Genomic DNA, 24,204 nt, shown 5'->3' on the forward strand with positions numbered 1-24,204 from the left:
CCGCGATTCCGCCGGTGGTACCCGAATACCGATTCGGTGATAGACATCGAGCCATGCCGACGCCGACCCAGGAACTCGAATATGTGAGGCTCGCTACCAGACGCCTGCTCGACAGCGTCGCGTCCCTCACCGACGCAGACGTACGAGGTCCTTCGCTACTTCCTGGGTGGAGCCGCGGGCACGTCCTGACCCATCTGGCGCGCCATGCCGACGCGCAACGCCGCATGCTCGCTGGAGCGATCGCCGGACGGCAGGTCCAGCAATATCCCGGAGGCGCATCCGGCCGGGAACGAGAGATCGAGGAAGGCGCGTACCGTCGAGCGTCCGAACTCCTCGCTGATCTTCGCTCCGCTACGGCTTCGCTGGAACACGACTGGCAGGCCCTGCCCGAGCACGCGTGGCACCTGATGACCACCACGTTGCGGACGCATCAAGCCGTTCGCGATGGAGTTCGTGCCCGCTGGCGGGAGGTCGAGGTGCACCACGTCGACCTGGCCGCCGGGTACCGGCCCGCAGACTGGCCGGAGGAGTTCGTCGCCGTGTTCCTGCCACGCGCCATCTGCAGCCTGCCCACTCGTGCCCGGGACGCACCGGAAGGCTACCGATGGCGCCTACACGATGAAACCAACGGAGCGGCCTGGCGCATCACTCGGGACTCTCTCGCTCACGGTCACGGACCGGCCGACGCCGAGATATCGGCCGCAGGTGGGCAATTGCTGGCCTGGCTGCTTGGGCGTGGCGCTCACGGAATCCAGGTCAAGAACGCCACCGACCCTGGAACCGCCCTACGGCTGCCCGAATACTTCCCGTTCGCATGAAACGTGCCAGCCGTCGGCCTCTATGATCCATCCCGCGCCGGTCACCGACCTTCGCGGGTGGATGGCTTGCGAGCGTCCATGGATGCCTGGAGAGAGCTTTGGATCAGAAGCGGCTCGATGCCCTGACGGCGTTGTGGAATGACCGGTGGGGTGGGACACCGTCCGCTTACAGGCTGAAATATCGATTCCGGGACAGGTGGGTGAGGTTTCACAGCCTCCCCGGTTCGAAGCGGTACCCCGATACCGAAGAAGAGCTCGAAGTCGTGCTTGGGCGGCACCACACCATCCTCGAGGAGCTCGGCGCCGCAGAAGGCATGTATGTCATCGCCGACTCCTACCACGGGCCCGAGTGGCGTTGGCGGCCGGACAGCAGCCTGCACCCGGATGCGGTGCTGTGGTACACGCTGACGCCGGAAGAGGACCCGGACTTCGGGCCTACGACGGAGATCGAACTTCGCGCGAGCTGGATGCCGTACGAGTCGGCTCTGCTGGATCCGCTGCTGCGGGCCGTCGCGGATGACCAACTCGGCTTCGTGATCTTCGCTCCAAGTGATCTGTGCTGGGTGTATCACCCCTACGACGGGGGCGCAGACCTCATCACCTCCACAGTCCAAGAACGCGATGCGTTCAAGCAGCGACACAGCGCCTGGCTGTCGAGCCACCCATTGGGGCTCTAGACCAAGATCCAGCTCAATCTTGATGTGTGAAACCGGACAGCGGGGTGGTCCATCACTCGGAAGCGGGCCACTCCTCGGCCAGGATCGCGTATGAGAGACCGTCGATCCATCCCTTGGTGCGGTGGAGAGAGTCTTTCACCGTGTGCTGTTCGCGGCGCATCCCAACCCGCTCCATGAGCCGCCACGAAGGCTCGTTGTCGTAGAAACAGTCCGCGTGCAGACGGCGCAGGCCAAGGCTCCCGAAGGCGACGTCGATGAGGGCGCGTACCGCTTCGGTGGCGTAGCCCTTGCCTCTGTAGGAGGGATCCAACGTCCACCCGAGCTCTCCTTGGACGCCTTTCGCCTGGTCAGCGACCTCCTCCTGGGCCCAAGCGTCTTGGATCTGCAGCGTCAGATCGCCGATCACCTGGCCGTCCAGTTCCACGATGAGCAGGTCTGCGAGCTGCTCATCGCGGAGAAAACGCTCACGGTAGTCGTCGTACGTCACCGTGGCGGCCCGGACCCATTCGTGAGTCTCCGGTAGTTGCCGGTAGGTCCAGGTCGCGTCCAGGTCGTCGGGGGCAGCCCGGCGCAACAGCAGTCGGCCGGTGGAAATCGGCCAGTCCAGCGTGTCAAGAGGGTGGCGCATGGGCTTCATGCTGACAGAGCCGTGGTGACACATGAAACGGATTAATGCGGGCGACGTCCCAGCAACGATGCGGCGATCGCCCTACAGGAACTGGCAGACCGCTATGACTCGACTCCCCGCCATCCGGTCCGCCGTGACTCCCTCGTCGGCGCCGCATGACCGGCGGTGCTGCGCCGTGGGTGAGTGCTGCGAGCAGATCGCCTCTGAGCGCACCGTGCGGGATGCCTGGACGGTCCTCCGTGCGGCGCTGAACAACGCCGTCCGGAAAGAGATCATCCCGCGCAACGTGGCCGCGCTGATGCGGGTTCCCAAGCCGCGCCGGCGGAAGGTCAAGCCGTGGTCCGTCGCCGAGGCGCGCAAGTTCCTGGAGTCGGCCCGTAAGCGGCGTGACCCCCTCTATCCCGCGTACGTGCTGATCCTCGTTCTCGGCCTGCGGCGCGGTGAGGTGCTGGGGCTGCGCTGGGAGGATGTCGACCTGGACAAGTCAGAGCTGACGATCGGCTGGCAGATCCAGCGAATCCGGCGGCAGCTCCTGCACCGCGAGACCAAGACCGAAAGCTCTGACGCGGTGCTCCCCCTCGTCGACATCTGCGCCACCGCGCTCCGCGAGCGTGAGAAGGACCAGACGGCGGCCCCCGACGCTGCCGGGGGTGAGTGGGCGGGCAGCCGATCGAGCCGCGTAACTTCAATCGGAGCTTCGCCACCGCGTGCGCGAAGGCCGACGTCCGGAAGATCCCGGTTCACGCGACGCGCAAGACGTGCGCCTCGATCCTGGTCGCGATGGGCGTTCACCCGAGGGTGGCGATGCAGAACCTGCGGCACAGCCAGATCTCGGTCACGATGAACGTCTACGGCGAGGTCTCCTCGGACGCCACGCGGAAGGCGCTCAAGCGGCTCGGCAAGCGGCTCGATTCGTAGCCGTTGCTGTACTTCGCTGCTGTACGAGATCGAAAAAAGGCCGGTTCCGTGATCGGGACCGGCCTTTGACCATCGGGGGCCCGGGGGTGTCCCCCGGAGGAAACGACGAAGGACCAGCGGGAAGAGAGCGAAGCTCTCGACCACACTGGTCCCAGGTCCGAAGTGGAGCTGAGGGGATTTGAACCCCTGACCCCCTCGATGCGAACGAGGTGCGCTACCGGACTGCGCTACAGCCCCAAGGACGCTGTAAGGCTAGCAAACATTCGGCACTCCTCGCGCATCGATTCCCCGGTGTTCCGGATCACAGCAGGTCGGGTCGGTGCGAACAGCAGCCTGGGTGTTCGTCCTGCGGTGTCTACCGAGAGGAGAAAACCGCTCGTCTCAGTGGACACCTCTGGAAGAGGACACCCACCCCCAGTGGCGCCTGAGTGATCACCCGCTGGATTCCCGCAGGTCCTCACAGGGACCCGGTCGGCTCCGACCGGCCGGCGGGGCCGGGGAAGGGCTGTCAGTCTCCGACGGCGCGCTGGTCGGTGTACTGGTCGTACACCTGCTCCTCTGGCCTTTCGGGCATCGAGATGATCTCGGCGGAGCGCTGGGCCGCCTCGCGGGCGAGGCGAGCCTCTTCCTCCGCGCGGGCGCGGCGGTCGGCCTCGATGGCGCGCATGCGGGCCAGGTGGCGGGCGCGGCGTTCGGCGTCCATCCTGACGGCGCTGCGCAGGAGCGTGAGGTGGCCGACGAGCAGGACGGCCGGGGGCACGGTGAACCACCACGGCGTGACGCCGGCGACGACGACGGCGACGGCCGTCAGTTGGAGGAGGATGAGGCCGACGGTGCGGCGGCGGCGCCGGGCGATCACGGCGGCGCGGCTCGCGCGGCGGGTGGCGGCGTGGCGGGCCGCGCGGGCCGGGGTCGCCACCGGGGCGACGTCGTCCTCGATCAGGCCCTCCTCGACGCCCTCAGCGGCCTCGACGCCCTCGACGGGCGCGTCGGTGTCCTCGTCGAGGCGGCGGTTGCGGGTGCGGGATCCGTCGCGGCGGAGCCACATGGGGACCAGGACGATGCCCCAGACGACAACGATGGCGAGATAGAGGAGTGCGCTGCTCATCAGCCCTCCTCGTAGGCGCGTCCAGGCCGCAGGCTGACCTGGCACACGCTCCCGCTCACGTCCCGCACGCTAAGACCCACCGTCAGTGGTTGACGAGTATTAGGGGCGGTGTGTCGCGAGATCGGATCCTTCCTGAAACTTTGCTGACCGAAAGTTTCCAGGCACCATGATCACGACGTACGGCACCCGCAACTCTCGGTTATCCGGAGTATGGTTTCGCAAACATCACATTTAGGCATCTTTCATACCACTGTCCGCCTTCGGCGCGTGGCTCCCCACCGCCGCAACCGTCGCCCACGTCTAGGGTCCGGCCGCCCGGTGACGGGACGGTGAATTCCCGTCAGCGCGGGAAAGTCTGGCGGGTGCTGGCGCGCCAGCGCGTCATCAGGCCGCCGGGAACGTCCTCGGTGGTCAGCGCATAACAGATGTGGTCACGCCAGGCGCCGTCGATGTGCAAGTGACGTCGTCGGACGCCTTCTTCGCGGAAGCCGAGTTTGTCCACGACACGACGGCTGGCGGTGTTCTCCGGGCGGATGTTCGCCTCGACGCGGTGCAGGCCGACGTTGAAGAACGCGTGGTCGACGGCGAGCGCGACGGCGGTCGGCATGACACCGCGGCCGGCGACGGCCTTGTCGACCCAGTAGCCGATCTGCGCCGACCGGGCCGAGCCCCAGACGATGGCGCCGATCGTGAGCTGGCCGACGAACTCCCCGTCGTACGTCACGACCCACGGGAGGGCCAGGCCGTGCCGGGCCTCGCGGCGCATCGTCTGGACCATGCTGAGGTAGGGGCCGAGGCCGGTGCGGAACAGCGGCGTCTCGGGATTGGTGGGCTCCCACGGGCGCAGCCATTCGGCGTTGCGAATCCGCACATCCCGCCAGGTCCGCGCGTCGCGCAGCCGCAAGGGCCGCAGCCCGACCGGCCCCTCGTTCAGGTTGGCCGGCCAACCCCGCATGCTTGCCACACTCACATGATTCCCCTGTGACGGGTCCTACGCCATCCTCGTCAGGCAGTGCGTGGATGATCGCCGCCGCCGATCTGGTCGACGGCGTGTCGCAACACCTCTCCGAGCACGGCCATCCCGTCGCGAACCCCGCCCGTGGAGCCGGGGAGGTTGACGATGAGGGTACGGCCGGCGACGCCCGCGAGGCCACGGGACAGGATCGCGGCCGGGACCTTCTCCCGGCCGGCGAACCGGATGGCCTCGGCGATTCCGGGAATCTCGCGCTCGATGACGCGCCGGGTCATCTCCGGGGTCCGGTCGGTCGGGGTGAGCCCGGTGCCGCCGCTGGTGACGACGGCGTCGTAGCCCTGCGCGACCGCCTCGCGCAGGACCTCCTCGACCGGCTCGCCGTCGGGGACGACGACCGGGCCGTCGACCTCGCAGCCCAGGTCGCGCAGGAGGCGGACGAGGACCGGCCCGGAGGTGTCCTCGTACACGCCCGCGGAGGCGCGGTTGGAAACGGTGACCGCCATGGCCCTGATCGTCGTCATGGCCGCCGCCAGACGCCGGTCTTGCCGCCGGTCTTCTCCTCGACGCGCACGTCCGTGATCACGGCCGCCGGGTCGACCGCCTTGACCATGTCGATGAGGGCCAGCCCGGCAACGGACACGCAGGTCAGCGCCTCCATCTCCACGCCCGTGCGGTCGGCGGTGCGCACCTGCGCCGTGATGGCGACCCCGTCGTCCCGTACGGTCAGGTCGACGGTGACGCCGTGGATGGCGATGGGGTGGCACAGCGGGACGAGGTCCGGGGTGCGCTTGGCCGCCTGGATCCCCGCGATGCGGGCGACGGCGAGCGCGTCGCCCTTGGGGACGTTCCCGGCGCGGAGGGCCGCGACGCAGTCCGCGGACAGCCGTACGAAGCCGGTGGCGGTGGCCGTACGGGCGGAGACCTCCTTGGCGGAGACGTCCACCATCCGGGCCGCCCCGGACTCGTCCAGGTGGGAAAAACCACTCATGGCAGCTCCAGTACGTCGACGGTCTGCCCTGCCTGCAGCGAGGTGACGTCCTCGGGGACGACGATCAGGGCGTTCGAGGACGACAGCGCGAACACCTGGTGGGAGCCCTGCGCCTCCGCGGGGGCCACCCAGGGATCCCCGCCCTCGTCTTCCCCGAGGTTCGCGCGAAGGTAGTGCCGCAGCCCCTCCGGCGAGGAGTCGATCGGCACGCGGAGGGGGGCCCGTACGGTGCGCGGCGGCGCGGGCGGCAGGCCCTGCAGCGCGCGCAGCGCCGGGCGGACGAACACCTGGAAGGAGACGAACGCGCTGACCGGGTTGCCGGGCAGCGTGAAGACGGGCACGCGGTCGTCGAGCAGGCCGAAGCCCTGGGGCTTGCCGGGCCGCATCGCGACCTTCTCGAACCGCATCGTGCCGAGCCCGGACAGCACCTCCTTGACGACGTCGTAGGCGCCCATGCTCACCCCGCCCGACGTGATGATCACGTCGGCGGACGCGAGCTGCTCCTGGATCGTGGCCAGGACCTCGCGCGGGTCGTCGCCGACCGAGCCCACCCGGAACCCCACGCCGCCCGCCTCGGTGACGGCGGCGGTCAGCGCGAAGCTGTTGGAGTCCCAGATCTGGCCGGGCCCGACCGGGCTGCCGGGCTCGACGAGCTCACTGCCGGTGGACAGCACGGCGACGCGGGGCCGGGGGCGTACGAGGACGCGGGCCCGGCCGACCGCGGCGAGCATGCCGACCTGGGCGGCACCGAGCCGGGTGCCGGCCGGCAGGACCGTCTGCCCCGCGGTGACGTCCTCGCCCGCGCGCCGGATGTAGTGGCCGGGCGTGGCGGGCCGGCGGATCGTCACCTTCGCGGCGCCGCCGTCGGTCCACTCGACCGGGACGATGGCGTCCGCGCCCCCGGGCAGCGGCGCGCCGGTCATGATGCGGGCGCACCGCCCCGGGGTGATGTCGTACGCGCCCTGGTCGCCGGCGGCGATGTCGCCGACGACCGACAGGCTCACGGGTGATGTCTCGGACGCGGCCGCGACGTCCGCGGCCAGCACCGCGTAGCCGTCCATGGCGGAGTTGTCGAACGGTGGCAGGTCGACGGGCGCGGTGACGGGCTCGGCGAGGACCCCGCCGAGTGACTCCGGCAGGGCCAGCTCCAGGGGCGGAAGCTCCCGTACCGACCCCAGGATGTCCGCCAGATGCTCATCTACCCGCTTCATCGTGCTTCGCCACGAACTCTCGGAGCCACGGCAGGAACTCGTCGGCCAGCTCGGGCCGGTCGGCCGCGAACTGCACGACCGTGCGCAGGTAGTCCAGCTTGTTGCCGGTGTCGTAGCGACGGCCGCGGAACAGCACGCCGTGCACCGGGCCGCCCTCGGAGCTGTCCCGCTTGGCCAGCGTGAGCAGCGCGTCCGTGAGCTGGATCTCGCCGCCCCGCCCCGGCGGGGTCTTCTCCAGCACGTCGAACACGGCCGGGTCGCAGACGTACCGGCCGATGATGATCCACCGGCTCGGCGCCTCACCGGGCACGGGCTTCTCGACGAGGTCGGTGACGCGGACGACGTCGTCCTCGTCGGTCGGCTCGATCGCGGCGCAGCCGTACAGCGACACCTGCTCGGGCTCGACCTCCATCAGCGCCACCACGCTGCCGCCGTACGTCTCGCGGACCTGGAGCATGCGCTGCAGCAGCGCGTCGCGCTCGTCGATCAGGTCGTCGCCGAGCAGCACGGCGAACGGCTCGTCGCCGACGTGCCGGCGGGCGCAGTGGACGGCGTGGCCGAGGCCCTTGGGCTCGCCCTGGCGGACGTAGTGGACGTCGGCGAGCTCGGCGGACTCCCGGACCGAGTGCAGCCGCTCGGGGTCCTCCTTGGCGCGGAGCGCCTCCTCCAGCTCGTACGCGCGGTCGAAGTGGTCCTCGATCGGGCGCTTGCCCCGCCCGGTGATCAGCAGGATGTCGTCCAGCCCGGCCGAGACGGCCTCCTCGACGACGTACTGGATCGCCGGCTTGTCGACGATCGGCAGCATCTCCTTGGGGGTCGCCTTGGTCGCGGGCAGGAATCGCGTGCCAAGGCCGGCAGCGGGAACGACCGCCTTGGTGACGGGTACATGGTCGGCCATGACAAGACCCTAACCGCCGATCGCGATGGTTCTGCGAACGGTCCCCCTTCCAGCGTGCGTTCTCAGGGGAATGTCACGCAGATTTCACGCGACAATGGACGCGTGCGCGACATCACCGGAGAGAAGACGGCCCTGCGTTCGGACCTGCTGGCGGCCCGCGCCCGCCTCACCCCGGACGAACGCACCGCCGCCGGGCGGCTGTTGCGCGACACCGTTCTGACGCTGCCGGAAGCGGAGATGGCCGGCACCGTCGCCGCGTACGTCTCGGTCGGCTCCGAGCCGGCCACCCAGAGCCTGCTGTTCGCGCTGTGGAAGCGCGGCACGTACGTCCTCGTCCCCCGGCTGCTGCCGGACCGCGACCTCGACTGGGCGTCCTACGAGGGCCCCGACTCGCTGCGGCCCGGGCCGTACGGCCTGCTGGAGCCCACCGAGCCGGCCCGCGGCCCGGAGGCGATCCGCAGCGCCGACCTCGTCATCGTGCCCGCCCTCGCGGTGTCGTCCACCGGCGTGCGCCTCGGGCGCGGCGGCGGCTCGTACGACCGGGCGCTGACCCGCGTCGCCTCCTCCATCCTCACGATCGCGCCGGTGTACGACACCGAGCTGGTCGCGTCCCTCCCCGCCGAGCCGCACGACCTTCCCGTACGGGCGGTGGTCACTCCGTCGGGCGGCCTGGTCAGATTCGCCGGGGCCACGACGTGAGCGGCCGCGAGGCGAACGGCCGGGGCGTCGACGGCCGGGGCTGGCGGCTGCTCGCGCTGCCGCCGCTCGGCGCGGAGCTGATCCACCAGGTGTTCGATCCGATCGGCGCGGAGGTCGTCGTGCCCGCCGAGCGGAGCCGCGACGCCCTGCACGCGGCGCTGACCGGCGCGGAGCTGGTCGTCGGCGACTTCACCGGCGAGCTCACTCTCGACGCGGCCGCCGTCGCGGCGGCGCCGCGCCTGTCGTTCGTGCAGATGCCGTCGGTCGGGGTGGACAGCCTCGACCTGGACGCGCTGACCGCGGCCGGAGTGGCGGTGGCCAACACGGCCGGCGCGAACGCCCGGTCGGTGGCCGAGTGGGCCCTGGCCGCCGCGCTGGACCTGTCCCGGCAGCTGTCGTGGGCGGACCGGCGCATGCGGGAGGGCGGCTGGCCGCAGCTGGAGACGGCCGCCCGCGGCGCGGACGAGCTGGCGAACCGCCGCGTCGGCGTGCTCGGCATGGGCGCGATCGGCGCTGAGGTCATGCGGCTGTTCGAGGCGCTGGGCTGCCGGGTCGCGTACTGGTCGCGGCGGCGCCGGGACACGGGCGTGCACCTGGAGCTGGACGAGCTGCTGGCCTGCTCCGACGTCCTCGTCGTCTGCCTGCCGCGCACGCCGGAGACCGTCGGGCTGCTGGACTCGCGGCGGCTGGCGCTGCTGCCGAAGGGCGCGTTCCTGATCAACGTCGCGCGCGGCGGCATCGCGCCGGACGACGCCGTGCTCGCCGCGCTGGACGGCGGCGGGCTGGCCGGGGCGGCGCTCGACGTGTTCGAGGACGAGCCGCTGCCCGCCGACCACCCGCTCCGGCGGCACGAGGGCGTCCTGCTCTCCCCGCACGCGGCCGGCGCGACCCGGCAGTCGCAGCTGAACATCATCACCGCCGTCGTGGACAACGTCCGCGCGGTGATCGAGGGCCGTCCGGTGGCGAACGTCGTCAACGGCCTCGACCCGCTGATCCGTCACCGCTGATCCACCGCTGATCCGCTGACGCGGATCCGTCACCGCCGATCCGTCGTCGCGGTCGCTCTCGCATCCGCGCGCCCGGTCGGTACTTCCCGTCCCGTACGGCGGCGCTCCGCCGCCGTCGGTGACCGACTGTGAGAAAGTCCTGTTCAAGGGGGTGTGGGTGAAACTCGACCTGTGGCTGTTGCTCGGCTCGATCGTGATCATCACCGCGATCGTGGCGGTCCGGCTGGCCCACCGAAGCGGGCTGCCCAGTCTGCTCCTGTACTTGGCGCTCGGCCTGATCCTGGGCGAGTCCGGAATCGGTATCCGGTTCAACAACATGCTGGTCGCCGAGACGCTGGGCCTGGCGGCGCTGGTCCTCATCCTGGCCGAAGGCGGGCTCACCACCCGCTGGGCGAGCGTACGGGACGCGATCCCGGCCGCGCTCTCGCTGTCCATCGCCGGCACCGCGGTCAGCATCGCGGTGGTCGCGGCGGCGGCGCACTGGCTGGTCGGCATCGAGTGGCGCCCGGCCCTGCTCCTGGGCGCGGTGCTCGCCCCGACGGACGCCGCCGCGGTGTTCTCGGTGCTGCGGCGACTACCGTTGCCCGCGCGCCTGACCGGCATCCTGGAGGCCGAGTCCGGGTTCAACGACGCGCCGGTCGTCATCCTCGTCGTCGCCCTCAGCGCGAAACACGTCGAATCACCGGTGATCATGGCGGTCGAGCTGGTCTACGAGCTGGTCGCCGGGGCGGCGATCGGCCTCCTGGTCGGGTGGCTCGGCGCGCACGGCCTGCGCAGGGCGGCGCTGCCCGCGTCCGGTCTGTACCCGATCGCGGTGCTGGCGCTCGCCGTCGGCGCGTACGGCGCGGCGTCCATGGCGCACGCCAGCGGGTTCCTGGCGACCTACCTGGCGGCTCTCGTGCTGGGCAACAGCCGGCTGCCGCACCGCCCGGCCACCCGCGGGTTCGCCGAGGGCCTGGCCACGCTGGCCCAGATCGGGCTGTTCATCACGCTCGGGCTGCTGGCGTCGCCGCACGAGCTGCCGGCGCAGCTCGGTCCGGCGTTGATCTGCGGGTTCGCGCTGGTCCTGGTGGCGCGGCCGCTGTCGGTGCTGGCGTCCACGCCGTTCTTCGGGCTCGACCTGCGCGAGAAGGCGTTCCTGTCCTGGGCCGGGCTGCGCGGCGCGGTGCCGATCGTGCTGGCCACGATCCCGGTGACGGCCGGGCTGCCCGGCGCGCGGGAGCTGTTCGCGCAGGTGTTCATCATCGTGGTGGTGTTCACCCTGCTGCAGGGCCCGACGCTGTCCTTCCTCGCGCGCCTGCTGCGGGTGGCGGTCGCCGACCGCGCCCGGGAGATCGACGTCGAGGCCGCGCCGCTGGAGGAGCTGCACGCCGATCTGCTGGACATCCGGATTCCGCCGGATTCCCGGCTCGACAACGTGGAGATCTTCGAGCTGCGGCTGCCCGAAGGGGCGGTGATCACCCTGATCGTGCGGGAGGGCCGCAGCTTCGTGCCGGGCCCCGACACCGCCCTGCTGGCGGGCGACGAGCTGCTGGTCGTGGCGACCAGCGCCGCCCGGCCGGCGGCCGAACGCCGACTGCGCGCCGTCAGCCGGCGCGGGAAGCTGGCCGGCTGGTACGGCGAGCACGGCTATCAGTGAACGGGGCGACGGGAATCAATCGGCGCCCGGTAGCATTAGCAGTCACTGAGTGAGAGTGCCAGCCCCCGAGGGTTGTGTACAGCTAGGAGGAACTCGTGCCGACGTATCAGTACGCGTGCACCGAATGCGGTGAGCCTCTGGAGGTCGTGCAGAAGTTCAGCGACGACCCGCTGACCGAGTGCCCCGCATGCGGCGGGCGCCTGCGCAAGGTGTTCTCCGCGGCGGCGATCGTGTTCAAGGGATCGGGCTTCTACCGCACCGACAGCCGCAGCGGGGCGACCACCTCGTCGAGCGGCTCGGCGAAGAAGAGCGAGCCCGCCAAGACCGAGGCGAAGAAGGAGTCCTCCTCGTCGTCCTCGTCTTCGTCCGACTCCTCTTCCGGTTCTTCGTCCGGCTCTTCCGGCTCCTCCGAGAAGGTCGCCTGACCCACCGCACGCGGCGGATCCGTCGAGCGCCCGGTCCTCAAGACGTGAGCGGGCTCCCCGCCCGGTCGGGGAGCCCGCCCGCGCCGTGATCAGCGCACGGCCTGCGGCATCGGCCGGTCCCCCGAGGCGGGGGACTCGTCCCCCGCGAGGCGGCCCGGCAGCCAGATCCGCCGCCCGACGTCGTACGCCAGGGCCGGGACGAGCAGCGACCGGATCAGCAGGCTGTCGAGCAGCACGCCGAACGCCACCGCGAACGCCATCTCCACCGTGCCCGTCACCGGCAGGGTCGCCAGCCCCGCGAACGTCGCGGCCAGCACGACCCCGGCCGAGGTGATCACGCCTCCGGTGACGGTGAGCCCGCGCAGCACGCCGCGCCGCGTGCCGAGCCGCTGCGACTCCTCGCGCACCCGCGTCATGAGGAAGATGTTGTAGTCGACGCCGAGCGCGACCAGGAAGATGAAGATCTCCAGCGGGAACCCGGAGTCGGCGCCCTCGAAGCCGAACAGGTGCGTGAACACCAGCCCGCAGACGCCGAGCGACGCGCCGAACGACAGCACCACCGTGGCCATCAGCAGCAGCGGCGCGACCAGGGCCCGCAGCAGCAGGACCAGGATGACGAGCACGACGCCCAGGACGATGGGGATGATCACCTTGTTGTCGTGCGCGGCGGCGCGCTGGGTGTCGAGGTTGACGGCGGTGTTCCCGCCGACCTTCGCCCCCAGGGGATGCACGGCGGCGCGCAGCCGGTCGACCGTGTCGCGGGCGGCGCGGGTGTCCGCCGCGCTGGACAGCGTCGCCTCGTACTGCTCGTAGCCGCCCGCGACCACCGGCCCGCTCACGCCGGACACCCCGGGCGTACCGGCGATCGTGGCGCGCAGGCCGGGATTCGCCGGGCCGATGACGACCGCCGGGCTGCCCGTGCCGGCCGGGAAGTGCCGCGCCAGGACGCGCTCGCCCACCACCGAGTCGGGCGTGCCGACGAACTGGCCGGCGTTGGAGATCGGCCCCGTCTTCAGCGACAGGATCCCGCAGGCCAGGGCGGCCAGCACCAGCACGCCGCCGACCGAGATGATCCGCGGCCGGGCGCTGACGAACCGCGCGACGCCGGACCAGACACCGTGCTCCTTCTCCAGCGCGTCGGGCTCGTCGACGTACCGGGCGTCGAACCGCGGCACGACCGGCCAGAAGACTCCGCGCGGCAGCGCCACGAGCAGGGCGGGCAGAAGCGTGGTCATGGCGGCCAGGGCGCAGACGATGCCGACCGCCGCGACCGGGCCGAGGCCGCTGGTGGAGTTGAGCTCGGCGACGAGCAGGCACAGCAGGGCGATCGTCACGGTCGCGGCGCTGGCGAGAACGGCGGGCCCCGCGCGGCGCAGCGCGATCCGCATGGCCTCGTGCTTGTCCTCGTGCCGGTGCAGTTCCTCCCGGTACCGGGCGATCAGCAGCAGCGCGTAGTCCGTGCCCGCACCGAACACCAGGACCGCCAGGATCGCGGTGCTCTGGCTGTTGACCGTGAGACCCGCCTCGGCCAGCAGGTAGACCAGGCCCTGGGACAGCAGGTACGCCGAGCCGGCCGACAGCAGCGGCACGACCCACAGGAACGGGCTGCGGTACGTCAGCAGCAGCATGGCGATCACCACGGCCAGGGTGACGAGCAGCAGCGTGCCGTCGATCGACATGAAGACGCCGATCAGGTCGGACATCGTGCCGCCCGGCCCGGTCACGCGGACGTCGAGGCCGGCCGGCGGTCCGCGTTCCACGACCTTACGGAGGTCGTCGATCGTCTTGAGGACGACGTCCCCGTCACCGCTGACCGGCACGACGAGCTGCATCGCCCGGCCGTCCGTGGAGGTGATCGGGCCCGTCACCGACGCCACGTGCGAGACGCCCTTCAGCTCCGCGGCCGCCGACCGCGCGAACGCCGCGTCCTGCGGTGTGACACCGCCGCGCCGCTCGTACGACACGAGCGTGACGGTCCCGTCCTCGTGGTGCAGCCTCTTCTGCAGCTTGATGACCTTGGTCGCCTCGGCCGCGCCGGGCAGGTAGGCGTCGGCGCTGTTCTTCGTGACGCCCTGCAGCCTCCCTCCGAGCGCGCCGCCGACCATGAGCAGGATCAGCCAGGCGACGAGGACGACCCACTTGGTACGGCGGCCGGCGGGGACACCGGCCAGTCGGCTGGGCATGGTTCACCTTCCCGGAAACGCGACATGTCTTCTCTATCGGCGAGAAGATATTACGCGTGCGTCGCCGTGACAAGACATATCGCGAATCCGGTATCGGTCCACGGACGCGGGTTATCCACAGGATGGGGAGACCGTCTCGCCGCCCGGCGCGGCGGGCGGCTAGGGTCCGGCTCATGCATGCAGAGATCGGTGTGATCGGCGGTTCCGGCTTCTACTCCTTCCTCGACGACGTCGAGGAGATCGAGGTGGACACCCCCTACGGCCCGCCCAGCGACACCATCGCCCTGACCACGGTGGCCGGCCGCCGCGTCGCATTCCTCCCCCGGCACGGCCGCGACCACCGCTACCCGCCGCACAAGATCCCCTATCGGGCGAACCTCTGGGCTTTGCGTTCCCTCGGGGTGCGCCAGGTCGTCGCGCCCAGCGCGGTCGGCTCGCTCCTCCCGGCGTACGGCCCCGGCACCCTCGCCGTCCCCGACCAGCTCGTCGACCGCACCAGCGGGCGCGCGCAGACCTACTACGACGACGGCGCCGTGCACCTCTCCTTCGCCGACCCCTACTGCCCGCGCGGCCGCCGCACCGCGCTGGAGACCGCCCGCGCGGCGGACTGGGAGCCGGTCGACGGCGGCACGCTCGTCGTCATCGAGGGGCCGCGCTTCTCCACGCGCGCCGAGTCCCGCTGGTACGCCGCCCAGGGCTGGACCCTCGTCGGCATGACCGGGCACCCCGAGGCGGTCCTCGCCCGCGAGCTGGCCCTCTGCTACATCCCGGCCTGCCTCGTCACCGACCTCGACGCCGGCATCGAGGAGGGCGAGGGCGTCACCCACGAGGAGGTGCTCCGCGTCTTCGCGCAGAACGTCGACCGGCTGCGCGACCTCGTCATCGACATCATCGGCGCGCTGCCCGCCGAGCGCGACTGCCCCTGCCCCCACGCCCTGGACGGCCTCGACATCCCCATCGAGCTCCCGTGACCACGCCGGCCCGGCCCGCGTTCCCCAGGCGGGCACGAGGACGCCACCGAGCTCTCGTGACGGCTCCCGTCCTCCTCGCGGTCCCCGGACGGCCTCGCGAACCTCACCGAGGTCTCGTGACCGCCCTGACCCCGCCCGTGGCCCGCGGACGGGCTCGGCGTGCCCATCGAGCGGCCCTGACCGCCGCCATCCCGCTGCGGAAGCGGCGATGAGAGCGATGCTCAGCCGGCACCGCCGGCTGCTCGCCGCCGTGCTGGCGGCCGCGGCGGCGGCGTTCGGCCTCGCCGCCGCCCGGCCTCACCAGCGCGGGGTGCCGGTCCTCGTCGCCGCCCGCGACCTGCCCGGCGGCGCGACCCTGCGCTCCGCCGACGTCGCGATCCGCGCCCTGCCCGCCCGCGCCGTGCCCGCCGGGGCCGTCCGGCGGGCGGACGGGCGCACGCTGGCCGGGCCGGTGCGCCGGGGCGAGCCGCTGACCGACGTACGGCTGCGCGGCGGCACGCTGCTCGACGACGCGGCGCCGGGCGCGGTGGCGACGCCGGTGCGCCTCGCCGACGCCGCCGTCGTGCGTCTCCTGCACGCCGGCGACCGCGTGGACCTGCTCGCCGCGCGCGCCGAGGGGCCGCTGCCCGCGCGCACGGTCGCCGCCGCGGTCCCCGTCGTCGCGGTGCCCCGGCCGGGTCCCGACACCGACGACGGGGCGCTCGTCGTGCTGCGCACGGACCGCGCCCAGGCGGCGGCCATCGCCCGCGCCGCCGTCGACTCCCGCCTGTCGGTCACGATCGTCGGTTAGCCCGCGACCGGCCGGCAGGGTCAGTCGCTGGAGTCGGGGGTGTTCTCCTTGGTGTACTCCCAGTGCCACGGCTCGAAGGGGCTGCTGTAGGCCCACGCGGGGTGGAAGAAGTCGTACGTCTTCGAATTCGCCTGAAGCCAGTTGAACTGCGCCGAGCCCTGGCTCTGCACGCCGCCGCACAGGTCGACGGCGGTGCCCCAGCCGTGGTTGCTGTGCCCCGGCACGGCCGCCATGCCGGGCCGGTTCGCGTAGATCCGCTGCTGCTCGGCGAGAGGCCGGTAGGAGTCGGTGAGGCACATCTGCGTGCCGAAGTGCGCCTTGTAGGCGGCGTTCAGCTTGTAGAAGGCCAGTGCCGCGTCGGGGCGGAGCTCCCGGCCGGGCTGCGGCAGCGGGCAGAGGTACCGCGCCGGGATGAGCCCGTTGGGGAACTTCCGCGCCTCGGCGACCAGGCTCCGCTGGCAAGACATCTGCAGGCGGGTGCTCGGGTCGAGCTTCTTCAGGGCGGCGGTCAGCTGGGCGGTGATGCGGCCGGCGCGCTCTTTCAGGGAGTTCATCTCCTGCTGCAGCTTCGCCTCCTCGACCGCGTTGTTCGACTGCAGCTCCTGCGCCGACGCGGCCAACTGCTCGCGCTGCTTCTGCAGGCGGTTCGCCTTGTCGATGAGGGCCTTCTGGTCGTTGGTCAGCATCGTCAGGTCGGTCGCGGCGGCCAGCGCCCGGTCGGGGTCGCTGCCCCCGATCACGGCCGGGATGCCCATGACCCCCGGCTCCTTGTACGCGCTGGCGGCCAGCTGGGCCAGCGGCTCGCGGATCTTGTTGAGCTCCGCGTCGGCGGTGCCGAGATCGGCGAGGGTGCTCTTGAGCTTGTCCTCGGAGGCGTTGAGCTGCTTCTTGCGCGCCTCCCAGGCCTTGGTGGCCTGGGACAGCTCGTTCTTGGCCTGGTCGGCCTGCTTGCGAAGGGCCTTGACGCTGTCGGCCGACGGCGATGGGGCGGCCGACGACTCATTCGCGGCGTCGAGCGTCAGCAGGAGCATGACCGCCGTGATCGCCGCGATCAGCGCCGCTGACCGAGTGCTTGGCACGCGGAGATCCTCCGGGGGACTGGCGAAGATGTGCGGCGGGTCGACGGTACTACAGGTGACGGCGTGCTTCGTGCTCTGCCCGTGACCTCATGGGGTCGTGTGGCCGCCGCGCCGGCGTTTGCACAGGTCCCACATCCACGGCCACTTTTTCAGCTCCGGCGGGCACCTGGTGCTCGCGGACGGGGACGGGCGGGTGCTCGGGGTCGGCCGGGTCCGGGAGGTCGTGCCGCGGGCCGGCGTGTGCGAGGGGGAGGCCGTCGCGGAGGACCGCGCCGTCGGGTGGACGCTGCGGGAGGCGACGATCTCGCCGAACGCCCGCTCGGTCTGTTCGACGGTGCCCGAGTCGCCGTGCGCCCGCGCGGACGGTGTCGCGGCGGCCGCCCGGGACCGCGAGGGGTCGTCGTGCCCGCCCCCGCCTCGGACGGCGAACAGTCCGCCGATGATGAAGGCCGGCACGATGATGAGGACGGCGATCAGCGTCACGCCGCGACGGAACGGCAACAGCTCCAACCAACCCACCAGGCGGCTCGCGACGGTAGCGCGCGGCTTGTCCGTTGCGTCCTCAAATAGGCCATTCACGGGAGCAGAGTAGCGACAAGGGACGCTCCGAGTAGTCGGAACCGGGCGACACGTGGCCTCCGAGTCCGGATCAGGCCCCTGGCAGACTTACCGGCGTGGGCGATCGCATGACTTTTCCGGACCCTGACCGCATGCTGGGCTGCCTGCTGGGCGGCGCCATCGGGGACGCGCTCGGCGCGCCGATCGAAGGCCGGCCGATCGCGGAGATCCGCGCGAAGCACGGCCCGGCGGGGCTGACCGAGTACAGCGACGCGCGGGTGCGGGCGGGCGCCGTCACCGACGACACCCAGATGTCGCTGTTCACCGCCGACGCGCTGATCCGGGCGTCCGTCCGCGAGCGGAGCAAGGGCATCGGCGGGGCCGCGCCCGGCCTGCTGCAGGCCGCGTACCTGCAGTGGCTGCGCACGCAGGGCGAGGACTTCCCCGACCAGGACCTCGGCGGCGGCTGGCTGTTCGCCCAGCCGGAGATGCACGAGCGGCGGGGCCCCGGCCAGACCTGCCTGAGCGCCCTGCACACGATCGCCGCGCGGCGGCGCCCGTACGTCCCGCTGGGGAGCGTCGAGGAGCCCATCAACGACTCGAAGGGCTGCGGCGGCGTCATGCGGGCGGCGCCGGCGGGGTTCCCCTTCTCCCCGCGCGTCCCGGACGGGGCGGCCGACTGCCGCCGCGCGGCGTTCGCGATGGGGGCCACGTCCGCCGCCCTGACCCACGGCCACCCGAGCGGGTACCTGTCGGCCGGGGTGCTGGCCGCGACGGTCTGGGGCCTGCTGCGCGGCGCGGACCTGGCCGACGCGCTCGACGCCGCCCGTACGGTGCTGGAGTCGTACGCGGACCACGAGGAGACCTCGGCGTCGCTCGACGCGGCGGTGGCGCTGGCCCGGGAGGGCGACGCGCTCACCCCCGAGCGGCTGGAGACGCTCGGCGGCGGCTGGACCGGCGAGGAGGCCCTGGCCATCGGCGTGTGCGCCGCGCTCTCCGTACGGGACGGCGCGCCGGTCGACGTCGTACGGCGGGCGCTGCGGCTCGCGGTCAACCACTCCGGGGACAGCGACTCCACCGGCTCGATCTGCGGCAACCTGCTGGGCGCGCGGTACGGCACGGCGGCGCTGCCCGGCCACTGGGTGGCCGGGGTCGAGCTGCGGCGCGTCATCGTGCAGATCGCCGCCGACGCCGCCCTGGAGTTCGGCCCGAACCCGCCGGCCGAGCCGGAGACCGGTGACGTGCCGATGAGCTGGCACGCCCGCTCCTGACCGGCGGGAGCGATCGCTTAGGCCATCGCCCTGACCGGGGCCGGGGAGAACTTCACCGGCAGCGCGGTCAGCGCGCGCACCCGGAAGGCCGGCCGCCATTCGAGTTCGTTCGGCGGCACCGCCAGCCGTACGTCCGGAAGGCGGTCCAGGAGCACCTCGACGGCGGTCTCCGCGATGATCTCGCCGAGCTCCGGCGCCGGGAAGGGGCAGCCGTGGTCGCCGTGGCCGAAGGAGAAGTGGGCGTGGTTGGCCCGCGCCGCGGTGCCGGGCGCCGTCCGTACGAGCGGGTCGGAGTTCGCGCCGGCGAGGCAGATGACGACGGCGTCGCCGGCCCGGATGCGGCGGCCGCCCAGCCGGGTGTCGCGGGTGGCCCAGCGGAAGGTGTTCTGAGCGGGCGACTCCTCCCACAGCACCTCGTTCATCGCCTGCCCGACGCTGCGGCGCCCGCCCGCGAGGGTCAGGGAGAACCGGTCGTCGATCAGCATGAGCCGCAGCGTGTTGCCGATCCAGTTGGCCGTCGGGTCCTGGCCGGCGATCATCATGATGAGGAGGTCCTGGGTGAGCTCCTCCTCCGTGAGCTCCGCGGGGTGCCGCAGCATCCGGGAGGCGACGTCCGGGCCCGGCTCGGCGCGCTTGGTCTCCAGCAGGCGCCCCATCGCGCCCGCGAACCGCTGGTACGCCTCCAGCGCGCCCTCGCCGCCGTCCAGGACGGCCATCACGTCCTCCGCGATGCTCCACGCCTCGGACTCGGGCAGGCCGAACATCCCGGCGAGCGCGAGCGCCGGGATCCGGCTCGCGTACTGGACCATCAGCTCGGCGCCGTCGCTGCCGCAGAACTCGTCGATGAGGCCGTCGGCGATCCGCTCGCACCGGGCCCGCAGCTCGAACCGGTCGACCTCCGCCATGGCCTCGGTCATCGCCTGGGCCCGCCGCTGGTGGGCGGCGCCCTCGCTGAAGAGGATGGATCCGGGCTGGTACCCGACGAGCGCCATGAGGGGCCAGTCCGGGGGGATGTTCTCCCACTGGTTCCAGCGGCGCGAGTCGCGGGCGAACAGTGTCGAGTCGCTGAGCACCTGGTGGACCTCGCGGTAGCCGAGGATCAGCCAGGCCGGCACGTCGCCTTCGAGCAGGATGGGCAGCACCTCACCGTTCCGGCTCCGCAGCTCGTCGTAGAGCCGGGCGGGGTTCTCCTTGTCGTAGCGCGGCCCGTACAGGGGGACGGAGTCGGGCGGGATCGGCGATGGTGGGCCGAGGGGCCGGATCGTCGGCTCGGGCTCGATCATGTGCCGAGGATGCCACGGATCATGATCATGTGACGGGCACCGGGGAGATTTCGCCCGGGAGCGGGACCGGGCGGCCTCCCCGAGTGCTCAGCGGTCGCCGGTCTGGGCCGTCGACAGGGAGTAGAGGTGGTTGACGAGCGTGATCAGCACCTTCTTGGACGAGTCGCGCTCGCGGGCGTCGCAGTCGATCAGCGGGATGTCCTCGGAGAGGTCCAGTGCCTTCCGGATGTCCTCCAGCCGGTAGGCGGGACCGCCGAAGTCGTTGCGGGCGACGATGAACGGCATGCCGTGGTGCTCGAGCCGGTCGATGGCGTACCAGGAGTCCTCGACCCGCCGGGTGTCCACGAGCACGACCGCCCCCAGGGTGCCGGAGAACAGCCGGTCCCACAGGAACCAGAACCGCTGCTGCCCCGGCGCGCCGAACAGGTACAGCACCATCTGGTCGTTCAGACTGATCCGCCCGAAGTCGAACGCCACCGTCGTGGTCGTCTTGTCCCGTACGCCGGCCGCGTCGTCGATGCCGACGCCGGCCCGGGTCATGACCTCCTCGGTGCTGAGGGGGCGGATCTCGCTGACCGAGCGGACCATGGTCGTCTTGCCGACACCGAAGCCGCCGACGATGACGATCTTGAGTCCGTTACTCGCGGTGCTCCGCAGCGGCGCGGTGACCCGGTCAGAGGTTTTCAAGTCCAAGGAGCACCTGCTTCAGGATGGCGGGTTCGGGGAGTTTGGTCTTGGCGGGCGCCGCCGTCGGATGACGCGCCGTGATCCGGCCCGTGTCGAGCAGGTCGCACAGCAGGATCTTCACCACGCTGACCGGCAGCCCGAGCTCGGCGGCGATCTCCACGACCGCCATCGGGTTCGTGCACATGCGCAGGATCTTCACGTGCTCGGACTGCATGCCCGGCGTGGGATCGCACTCGCTGACGATCAGAGAGACGATGTCGATCGAGTCCTCATCGACCCGGCTCCGGCCGCCGGTGACGATGTACAGCCGGTCCGGGTCCTCCCTGTCGACTGACCGGGACGTCATCGGGCGGCGCTGCCCTGCTGCGAACGCCGCGGCTGGGCGACCAGGTACTCGCCGAGCTGCTCGACCAGCTCGTGCATGTTGTGCCCGATCACGCCCACGTCGGCCTCCTCGCCGGCGATGAGGGCCAGGTGGGCGCCCTCCCCCGCCTCGACGATGAACAGCAGCCCACCGTGGAACTCGGTCATGGACTGGCGGAGCCCGCCGGTGCCGTCGCCGAACTCCGCCGAGGCGCCGTAGGACAGGCTCTGGATGCCCGAGGCGATCGCGGCGAGCTGGTCGGCCTGGTCGGTGCTCAGCCCGTACGTGTGGCAGAGCTTCAGCCCGTCCTTGGACAGCACGATGGCGTGCCGGCTCTCAGGGGTCCGCTCGAGAAGGTTCTCCAGCAGCCAGTCGAGGTCGCGGTCTGTGGTCTTCATGGGCGGTGCGGGGCGGTGATCCGGGCGCGGGCACCGGAGACTCGTCCCCTGCCTCCTATCTGTTGTCTTGTCTTTCCGGCCTGGCAGGGTGAGCCGAGCGTTCAGCTCTGATCCGTCTTCGGTGCGGGCGCGTCACCGCTCGTGCGCCTGCGGCGACCGGCCTCCCGGAAGGCGCTGAACCTCGCTCCGGGGTCGGTCGTGGGCTTGTCGACGCGGGGTTTCGGCGCCTCGGACGCCTTGGCCGCCGCGGCGGCCGCGGCCAGTGTCTGGCCCCTGCGGCGCCGGGGCAGCCCGGCGACCGTGCCGGCGCCGTCGGGGATGGTCTCGTTCGCGATGTCGATGATCTCCTGCGGCCCGGTCGCCGGATCGGTGCGTTCGCCGGCGGGTGTCACGGCCGTGGCCTCCGCCGTCGTGCCGGAGGTGTTCGAGGCGGCGAAGGGCGCGGGCGGCTCGGCGAGCGCGACCGGCCGGGCGGGCGCGGCCGCGGTGTCCGGCTCGGCCGTGGCGCCTTCGGTACGGCGGGCGCCGAGGCCGACGACGCGGGACCCGCTCGGTTCGGCACCCGGCGCCGGCTGCGTGATCAGCGACCTCGGGACCAGGACCACGACTCCGGTGCCGCCGCGGGAGGAGGGCCGGAAGGAGACCGTGAGGCCGTGCTTGCGGGCGAGGCAGCCCACCACCGCGAGGCCGAGCCGGGTACCGGAGAGGGTGGTCAGGTCCAGCGTCTCCGCGGAGACGGCCCGCTCGGCGCGCTCCAGCGCGGCGGCGCTCATGGCCAGGCCGCCGTCCTCGATCGTGACCACGACGCCCGCGTGCACCTCTTCGACGTAGACGTGCACCTCTTCGGACGGCGGGGAGAAGCTCGTCGCGTTGTCCATCAGCTCGGCGAGGGCGTGCATGACGCCTTCTGCGGCGTAGCCCGCAACCGCGACGGTGCTGGTGGAGTGCACCCGGACGCGCTGGTAGGCGCTGATCCGGCCCACCGCGCCGCGCAGGATGCTCTCCATCACGATCGGCTTGGTCCAGCGCCGTCCGGATCGGGCGCCGGTGAGCACGGCGATGCTGTCGGCGAGGCGGCCGGCCTGCGCCGTCGTGTGGTCGAGTTTGAGCAGGTCGCCGAGGACCTCCTCGTCGTGGCGGTTCTCCATCTCGCGCAGGTCGGCGAGCATGCTGGTGGCGAGGGCCTGAACACGGCCGGCCGCGTTCGCGCAGACCGACATGGCGGCGGCGCGCATGCGCTCTCCGCGGGCGATCTCGTCGACGATGACGCGCAGGATCCGCCGGTGCTCGGCGGCGGCGGGCTGTTCGATCGAGGCCATCGCCGTGGCGCCGGACGCCCCGTCACGCAGCCGCTTCACGACCGCCGGCAGGGTGTCGTCGGCGAGGCGGGCGGTCTCCGACTCCATCGTCTCGACGCGCTCGCGCAGGACACGGGCGCTCTGGAACCCGTAGGCCGCGGCCGACAGCGCGGCGCACAGGGCGAGCGCCGCGATCCCGGTGCAGGCGGCGACGAGCCCGCGATCCGCGGCGGGAACCGAGGCCGTCACCACCAGGCAGACGCCGCCGGTGACGACCACCGCGGCCAGCAGGACGAGCAGGGCCCGGTCCATCGGCGGGCGCTCGACCCGCTGGTGGGTAGGAACGTGTGCTGACATCAATCAGGTCCTCGTCGCGGTTGGAGCAGAAGACGGGGTCATCCGGAGCCGTGGGCGGGCCGTCCCCGCGGGGGCGCACGACCGCAGTGGGGAATGGCCGATAATTCGCTATGCAAGTGTCGTACGGGGCGCGGACGGCGAAGTCCCCGGTAGGAACCAAGCCGCGTATGGGACGGAAATAGTAGTGGTTCAGTAGTTGCTACGGAACTGTTTGTCGCTTTTGCCCTTCACGAGCAGCCGCAAAACGCAACACGACGGCCCCCGGGTGCATCGCCCGGGGGCCGTCGTGTCGTGGATTCGCTCAGCCGGTGACGGGCAGGTCGCTGGGCACCGGCTTGGGCTTCGGCGCCTGGCCGGGCGGCTCCTGGCCGGGCGGCTCCTCGCGGACGCCGGAGCAGGTGGCGGAGGAGACGCTGAGGGTCTGGGTACGGCCGGGGCCGAGGGGCAGCGTCACCTGGATGGCGGTGACGGTCAGGCTGCCGTCGGCGTTCCGCGTCTGCTTGTTCAGGGTGACGGAGGCGGTGCCGAGCCCCTGGACGGGGATCCTGAGGGCGCTGTTCGGCGCGGCGACGGCGGCCAGGCGGTGCCCGGCGAGAGAGGCGTTCGCCAGGCGGCTGGCGCCGGTGCCGGCGGTGCAGGTGGCGGTGACCAGGTGCGCGGTGAGGGCGGCCTTGGCGACGCTCAGGTCGGTGACGCTGGCCCGTGCGAAGGCGGGCTTGGCCGTGACGTGCAGGACCTTGACGTCGATGAGGGGGTTGGCCGGCAGGTGCAGCAGGCTCCGGTCGGCGGTGTCGGCGACGGCCGGGGTGGCGGGGATGGCGACCAGGCCACTGGCGGCCAGACCGTAGGCCGAGCCGGTCCCGGTCGTGGCCGAGGCCGTACCGGTCAGGGCCAGGGCCAGCGGCGCGGCCAGCGCACCGGCGGCCACCGCGCAGGCGGCCAGACGTGTCGAACGCATTGCGAACTCCTTGAAAGT

General features: G+C 71.8%; 26 protein-coding genes and 1 tRNA gene. 10 read left to right on the forward strand and 17 right to left on the reverse strand.

The window, feature by feature from the left end:
• The first annotated feature begins 53 nt into the window (after positions 1-53).
• Positions 54-818, forward strand: a complete 765-nt coding sequence (locus NE234_RS05760) for a maleylpyruvate isomerase family mycothiol-dependent enzyme (RefSeq protein ID WP_252777795.1) — start codon at positions 54-56, stop codon at positions 816-818.
• A 98-nt stretch (positions 819-916) separates the two neighbouring features.
• Positions 917-1,495, forward strand: coding sequence for a DUF3885 domain-containing protein (locus tag NE234_RS05765; protein WP_252777796.1), 579 nt, complete (start codon positions 917-919; stop codon positions 1,493-1,495).
• 52 nt (positions 1,496-1,547) lie between these two features.
• On the opposite strand, the gene NE234_RS05770 is transcribed toward NE234_RS05765, so the two are convergent.
• Entirely contained in the window at positions 1,548-2,123 is a 576-nt protein-coding gene (locus NE234_RS05770; RefSeq protein ID WP_252777797.1) for a GNAT family N-acetyltransferase, read from the reverse strand.
• A 654-nt stretch (positions 2,124-2,777) separates the two neighbouring features.
• Between NE234_RS05770 and NE234_RS05775 the strand changes: the two genes are divergently transcribed.
• Complete coding sequence (locus NE234_RS05775; protein WP_252777798.1) at positions 2,778-3,041, forward strand: tyrosine-type recombinase/integrase; 264 nt, start codon at positions 2,778-2,780, stop codon at positions 3,039-3,041.
• Positions 3,042-3,204: 163 nt separating this feature from the next.
• On the opposite strand, the gene NE234_RS05780 is transcribed toward NE234_RS05775, so the two are convergent.
• The 7 genes from NE234_RS05780 to galU form a co-directional block, all read right to left on the reverse strand.
• Positions 3,205-3,278: transfer RNA gene (locus NE234_RS05780), tRNA-Ala, on the reverse strand.
• Between the two features lie 271 nt (positions 3,279-3,549).
• Positions 3,550-4,149 carry a divisome protein SepX/GlpR gene (gene sepX, locus NE234_RS05785; protein WP_252777799.1) on the reverse strand — a complete coding sequence of 200 codons (600 nt, stop codon included), beginning with the start codon at positions 4,147-4,149 and terminating at the stop codon, positions 3,550-3,552.
• 340 nt (positions 4,150-4,489) lie between these two features.
• On the reverse strand, positions 4,490-5,104 hold the full coding sequence (locus NE234_RS05790; protein ID WP_252777800.1) for a GNAT family N-acetyltransferase: 615 nt from the start codon (positions 5,102-5,104) through the stop codon (positions 4,490-4,492).
• 50 nt (positions 5,105-5,154) lie between these two features.
• On the reverse strand, positions 5,155-5,625 hold the full coding sequence (locus NE234_RS05795) for a MogA/MoaB family molybdenum cofactor biosynthesis protein (RefSeq protein WP_252777801.1): 471 nt from the start codon (positions 5,623-5,625) through the stop codon (positions 5,155-5,157).
• Between the two features lie 14 nt (positions 5,626-5,639).
• Entirely contained in the window at positions 5,640-6,110 is a 471-nt protein-coding gene (gene moaC, locus NE234_RS05800) for a cyclic pyranopterin monophosphate synthase MoaC (protein WP_252777802.1), read from the reverse strand.
• Positions 6,107-7,321 (reverse strand): molybdotransferase-like divisome protein Glp, encoded by a 1,215-nt coding sequence (glp, locus tag NE234_RS05805; RefSeq protein WP_252777803.1) that lies wholly within the window; start codon positions 7,319-7,321, stop codon positions 6,107-6,109. Before glp ends, moaC begins: the two co-directional genes overlap by 4 nt.
• A complete protein-coding gene (galU, locus tag NE234_RS05810) occupies positions 7,305-8,219 on the reverse strand; it encodes a UTP--glucose-1-phosphate uridylyltransferase GalU (protein WP_252777804.1) in 915 nt (304 codons plus the stop codon). Before galU ends, glp begins: the two co-directional genes overlap by 17 nt.
• A 102-nt stretch (positions 8,220-8,321) precedes the next feature.
• Between galU and NE234_RS05815 the strand changes: the two genes are divergently transcribed.
• The 4 genes from NE234_RS05815 to NE234_RS05830 all read left to right on the forward strand — a co-directional run bounded on the left by NE234_RS05815 (position 8,322) and on the right by NE234_RS05830 (position 11,989).
• Positions 8,322-8,918, forward strand: a complete 597-nt coding sequence (locus NE234_RS05815; protein WP_252777805.1) for a 5-formyltetrahydrofolate cyclo-ligase — start codon at positions 8,322-8,324, stop codon at positions 8,916-8,918.
• Entirely contained in the window at positions 8,915-9,925 is a 1,011-nt protein-coding gene (locus NE234_RS05820; protein WP_252777806.1) for an NAD(P)-dependent oxidoreductase, read from the forward strand. Before NE234_RS05815 ends, NE234_RS05820 begins: the two co-directional genes overlap by 4 nt.
• Positions 9,926-10,043: 118 nt before the next feature.
• A complete protein-coding gene (locus NE234_RS05825) occupies positions 10,044-11,564 on the forward strand; it encodes a potassium/proton antiporter (RefSeq protein WP_252777807.1) in 1,521 nt (506 codons plus the stop codon).
• Positions 11,565-11,659: 95 nt separating this feature from the next.
• Positions 11,660-11,989 carry an FmdB family zinc ribbon protein gene (locus NE234_RS05830; RefSeq protein ID WP_252777808.1) on the forward strand — a complete coding sequence of 110 codons (330 nt, stop codon included), beginning with the start codon at positions 11,660-11,662 and terminating at the stop codon, positions 11,987-11,989.
• Positions 11,990-12,078: 89 nt separating this feature from the next.
• On the opposite strand, the gene NE234_RS05835 is transcribed toward NE234_RS05830, so the two are convergent.
• Complete coding sequence (locus NE234_RS05835) at positions 12,079-14,172, reverse strand: MMPL family transporter (protein ID WP_252777809.1); 2,094 nt, start codon at positions 14,170-14,172, stop codon at positions 12,079-12,081.
• A 173-nt stretch (positions 14,173-14,345) separates the two neighbouring features.
• Here NE234_RS05835 and NE234_RS05840 point away from each other — a divergent pair, with 173 nt between their 5' ends.
• Both NE234_RS05840 and NE234_RS05845 read left to right on the forward strand, forming a co-directional pair.
• On the forward strand, positions 14,346-15,143 hold the full coding sequence (locus tag NE234_RS05840; protein WP_252777810.1) for an S-methyl-5'-thioadenosine phosphorylase: 798 nt from the start codon (positions 14,346-14,348) through the stop codon (positions 15,141-15,143).
• Positions 15,144-15,351: 208 nt separating this feature from the next.
• Positions 15,352-15,933 carry an SAF domain-containing protein gene (locus NE234_RS05845; RefSeq protein WP_252777811.1) on the forward strand — a complete coding sequence of 194 codons (582 nt, stop codon included), beginning with the start codon at positions 15,352-15,354 and terminating at the stop codon, positions 15,931-15,933.
• 20 nt (positions 15,934-15,953) lie between these two features.
• On the opposite strand, the gene NE234_RS45190 is transcribed toward NE234_RS05845, so the two are convergent.
• Both NE234_RS45190 and NE234_RS05855 read right to left on the reverse strand, forming a co-directional pair.
• The gene (locus NE234_RS45190) at positions 15,954-17,012 is read right to left on the reverse strand and encodes a M15 family metallopeptidase (protein WP_252777812.1); all 1,059 of its coding nucleotides are present in this window, start codon (positions 17,010-17,012) and stop codon (positions 15,954-15,956) included.
• An 87-nt stretch (positions 17,013-17,099) separates the two neighbouring features.
• Positions 17,100-17,531 (reverse strand): hypothetical protein, encoded by a 432-nt coding sequence (locus tag NE234_RS05855; RefSeq protein ID WP_252777813.1) that lies wholly within the window; start codon positions 17,529-17,531, stop codon positions 17,100-17,102.
• A gap of 155 nt (positions 17,532-17,686) precedes the next feature.
• Between NE234_RS05855 and NE234_RS05860 the strand changes: the two genes are divergently transcribed.
• Positions 17,687-18,841: an ADP-ribosylglycohydrolase family protein gene (locus NE234_RS05860; RefSeq protein ID WP_252777814.1), complete on the forward strand. Its 1,155-nt coding sequence runs from the start codon at positions 17,687-17,689 to the stop codon at positions 18,839-18,841.
• A gap of 17 nt (positions 18,842-18,858) precedes the next feature.
• Here NE234_RS05860 and NE234_RS05865 read toward each other — a convergent pair whose 3' ends face one another.
• The 6 genes from NE234_RS05865 to NE234_RS05890 all read right to left on the reverse strand — a co-directional run bounded on the left by NE234_RS05865 (position 18,859) and on the right by NE234_RS05890 (position 24,186).
• A complete protein-coding gene (locus NE234_RS05865) occupies positions 18,859-20,124 on the reverse strand; it encodes a cytochrome P450 (protein ID WP_252777815.1) in 1,266 nt (421 codons plus the stop codon).
• A gap of 87 nt (positions 20,125-20,211) precedes the next feature.
• Complete coding sequence (locus NE234_RS05870) at positions 20,212-20,817, reverse strand: GTP-binding protein (RefSeq protein WP_252777816.1); 606 nt, start codon at positions 20,815-20,817, stop codon at positions 20,212-20,214.
• Positions 20,798-21,157, reverse strand: coding sequence for a DUF742 domain-containing protein (locus NE234_RS05875; protein WP_252777817.1), 360 nt, complete (start codon positions 21,155-21,157; stop codon positions 20,798-20,800). The genes NE234_RS05870 and NE234_RS05875 overlap by 20 nt, the downstream gene beginning before the upstream one ends.
• On the reverse strand, positions 21,154-21,573 hold the full coding sequence (locus tag NE234_RS05880; protein ID WP_252777818.1) for a roadblock/LC7 domain-containing protein: 420 nt from the start codon (positions 21,571-21,573) through the stop codon (positions 21,154-21,156). The genes NE234_RS05875 and NE234_RS05880 overlap by 4 nt, the downstream gene beginning before the upstream one ends.
• Before the next feature lie 101 nt (positions 21,574-21,674).
• On the reverse strand, positions 21,675-23,228 hold the full coding sequence (locus NE234_RS05885; protein WP_252777819.1) for an ATP-binding protein: 1,554 nt from the start codon (positions 23,226-23,228) through the stop codon (positions 21,675-21,677).
• A gap of 301 nt (positions 23,229-23,529) precedes the next feature.
• Entirely contained in the window at positions 23,530-24,186 is a 657-nt protein-coding gene (locus NE234_RS05890; RefSeq protein ID WP_252777820.1) for a choice-of-anchor P family protein, read from the reverse strand.
• Between the last annotated feature and the right edge of the window lie 18 nt (positions 24,187-24,204).

The organism is Actinoallomurus rhizosphaericola, from assembly GCF_024055675.1.
Lineage (GTDB): Bacteria > Actinomycetota > Actinomycetes > Streptosporangiales > Streptosporangiaceae > Actinoallomurus > Actinoallomurus soli.

What these genes read in the sequence shown, in the direction of transcription:
- NE234_RS05760 (WP_252777795.1), top strand. Translation starts at nt 54, where the DNA reads ATGCCGACGCCGACCCAGGAACTCGAATATGTGAGGCTCGCTACCAGA.
- NE234_RS05770 (WP_252777797.1), bottom strand. Translation starts at nt 2,123, where the DNA reads ATGCGCCACCCTCTTGACACGCTGGACTGGCCGATTTCCACCGGCCGA.
- sepX (WP_252777799.1), bottom strand. Translation starts at nt 4,149, where the DNA reads ATGAGCAGCGCACTCCTCTATCTCGCCATCGTTGTCGTCTGGGGCATC.
- NE234_RS05790 (WP_252777800.1), bottom strand. Translation starts at nt 5,104, where the DNA reads ATGCGGGGTTGGCCGGCCAACCTGAACGAGGGGCCGGTCGGGCTGCGG.
- NE234_RS05795 (WP_252777801.1), bottom strand. Translation starts at nt 5,625, where the DNA reads ATGGCGGTCACCGTTTCCAACCGCGCCTCCGCGGGCGTGTACGAGGAC.
- moaC (WP_252777802.1), bottom strand. Translation starts at nt 6,110, where the DNA reads ATGAGTGGTTTTTCCCACCTGGACGAGTCCGGGGCGGCCCGGATGGTG.
- glp (WP_252777803.1), bottom strand. Translation starts at nt 7,321, where the DNA reads ATGAAGCGGGTAGATGAGCATCTGGCGGACATCCTGGGGTCGGTACGG.
- galU (WP_252777804.1), bottom strand. Translation starts at nt 8,219, where the DNA reads ATGGCCGACCATGTACCCGTCACCAAGGCGGTCGTTCCCGCTGCCGGC.
- NE234_RS05835 (WP_252777809.1), bottom strand. Translation starts at nt 14,172, where the DNA reads ATGCCCAGCCGACTGGCCGGTGTCCCCGCCGGCCGCCGTACCAAGTGG.
- NE234_RS05840 (WP_252777810.1), top strand. Translation starts at nt 14,346, where the DNA reads ATGCATGCAGAGATCGGTGTGATCGGCGGTTCCGGCTTCTACTCCTTC.
- NE234_RS05845 (WP_252777811.1), top strand. Translation starts at nt 15,352, where the DNA reads ATGAGAGCGATGCTCAGCCGGCACCGCCGGCTGCTCGCCGCCGTGCTG.
- NE234_RS05865 (WP_252777815.1), bottom strand. Translation starts at nt 20,124, where the DNA reads ATGATCGAGCCCGAGCCGACGATCCGGCCCCTCGGCCCACCATCGCCG.
- NE234_RS05875 (WP_252777817.1), bottom strand. Translation starts at nt 21,157, where the DNA reads ATGACGTCCCGGTCAGTCGACAGGGAGGACCCGGACCGGCTGTACATC.
- NE234_RS05880 (WP_252777818.1), bottom strand. Translation starts at nt 21,573, where the DNA reads ATGAAGACCACAGACCGCGACCTCGACTGGCTGCTGGAGAACCTTCTC.
- NE234_RS05885 (WP_252777819.1), bottom strand. Translation starts at nt 23,228, where the DNA reads ATGTCAGCACACGTTCCTACCCACCAGCGGGTCGAGCGCCCGCCGATG.
- NE234_RS05890 (WP_252777820.1), bottom strand. Translation starts at nt 24,186, where the DNA reads ATGCGTTCGACACGTCTGGCCGCCTGCGCGGTGGCCGCCGGTGCGCTG.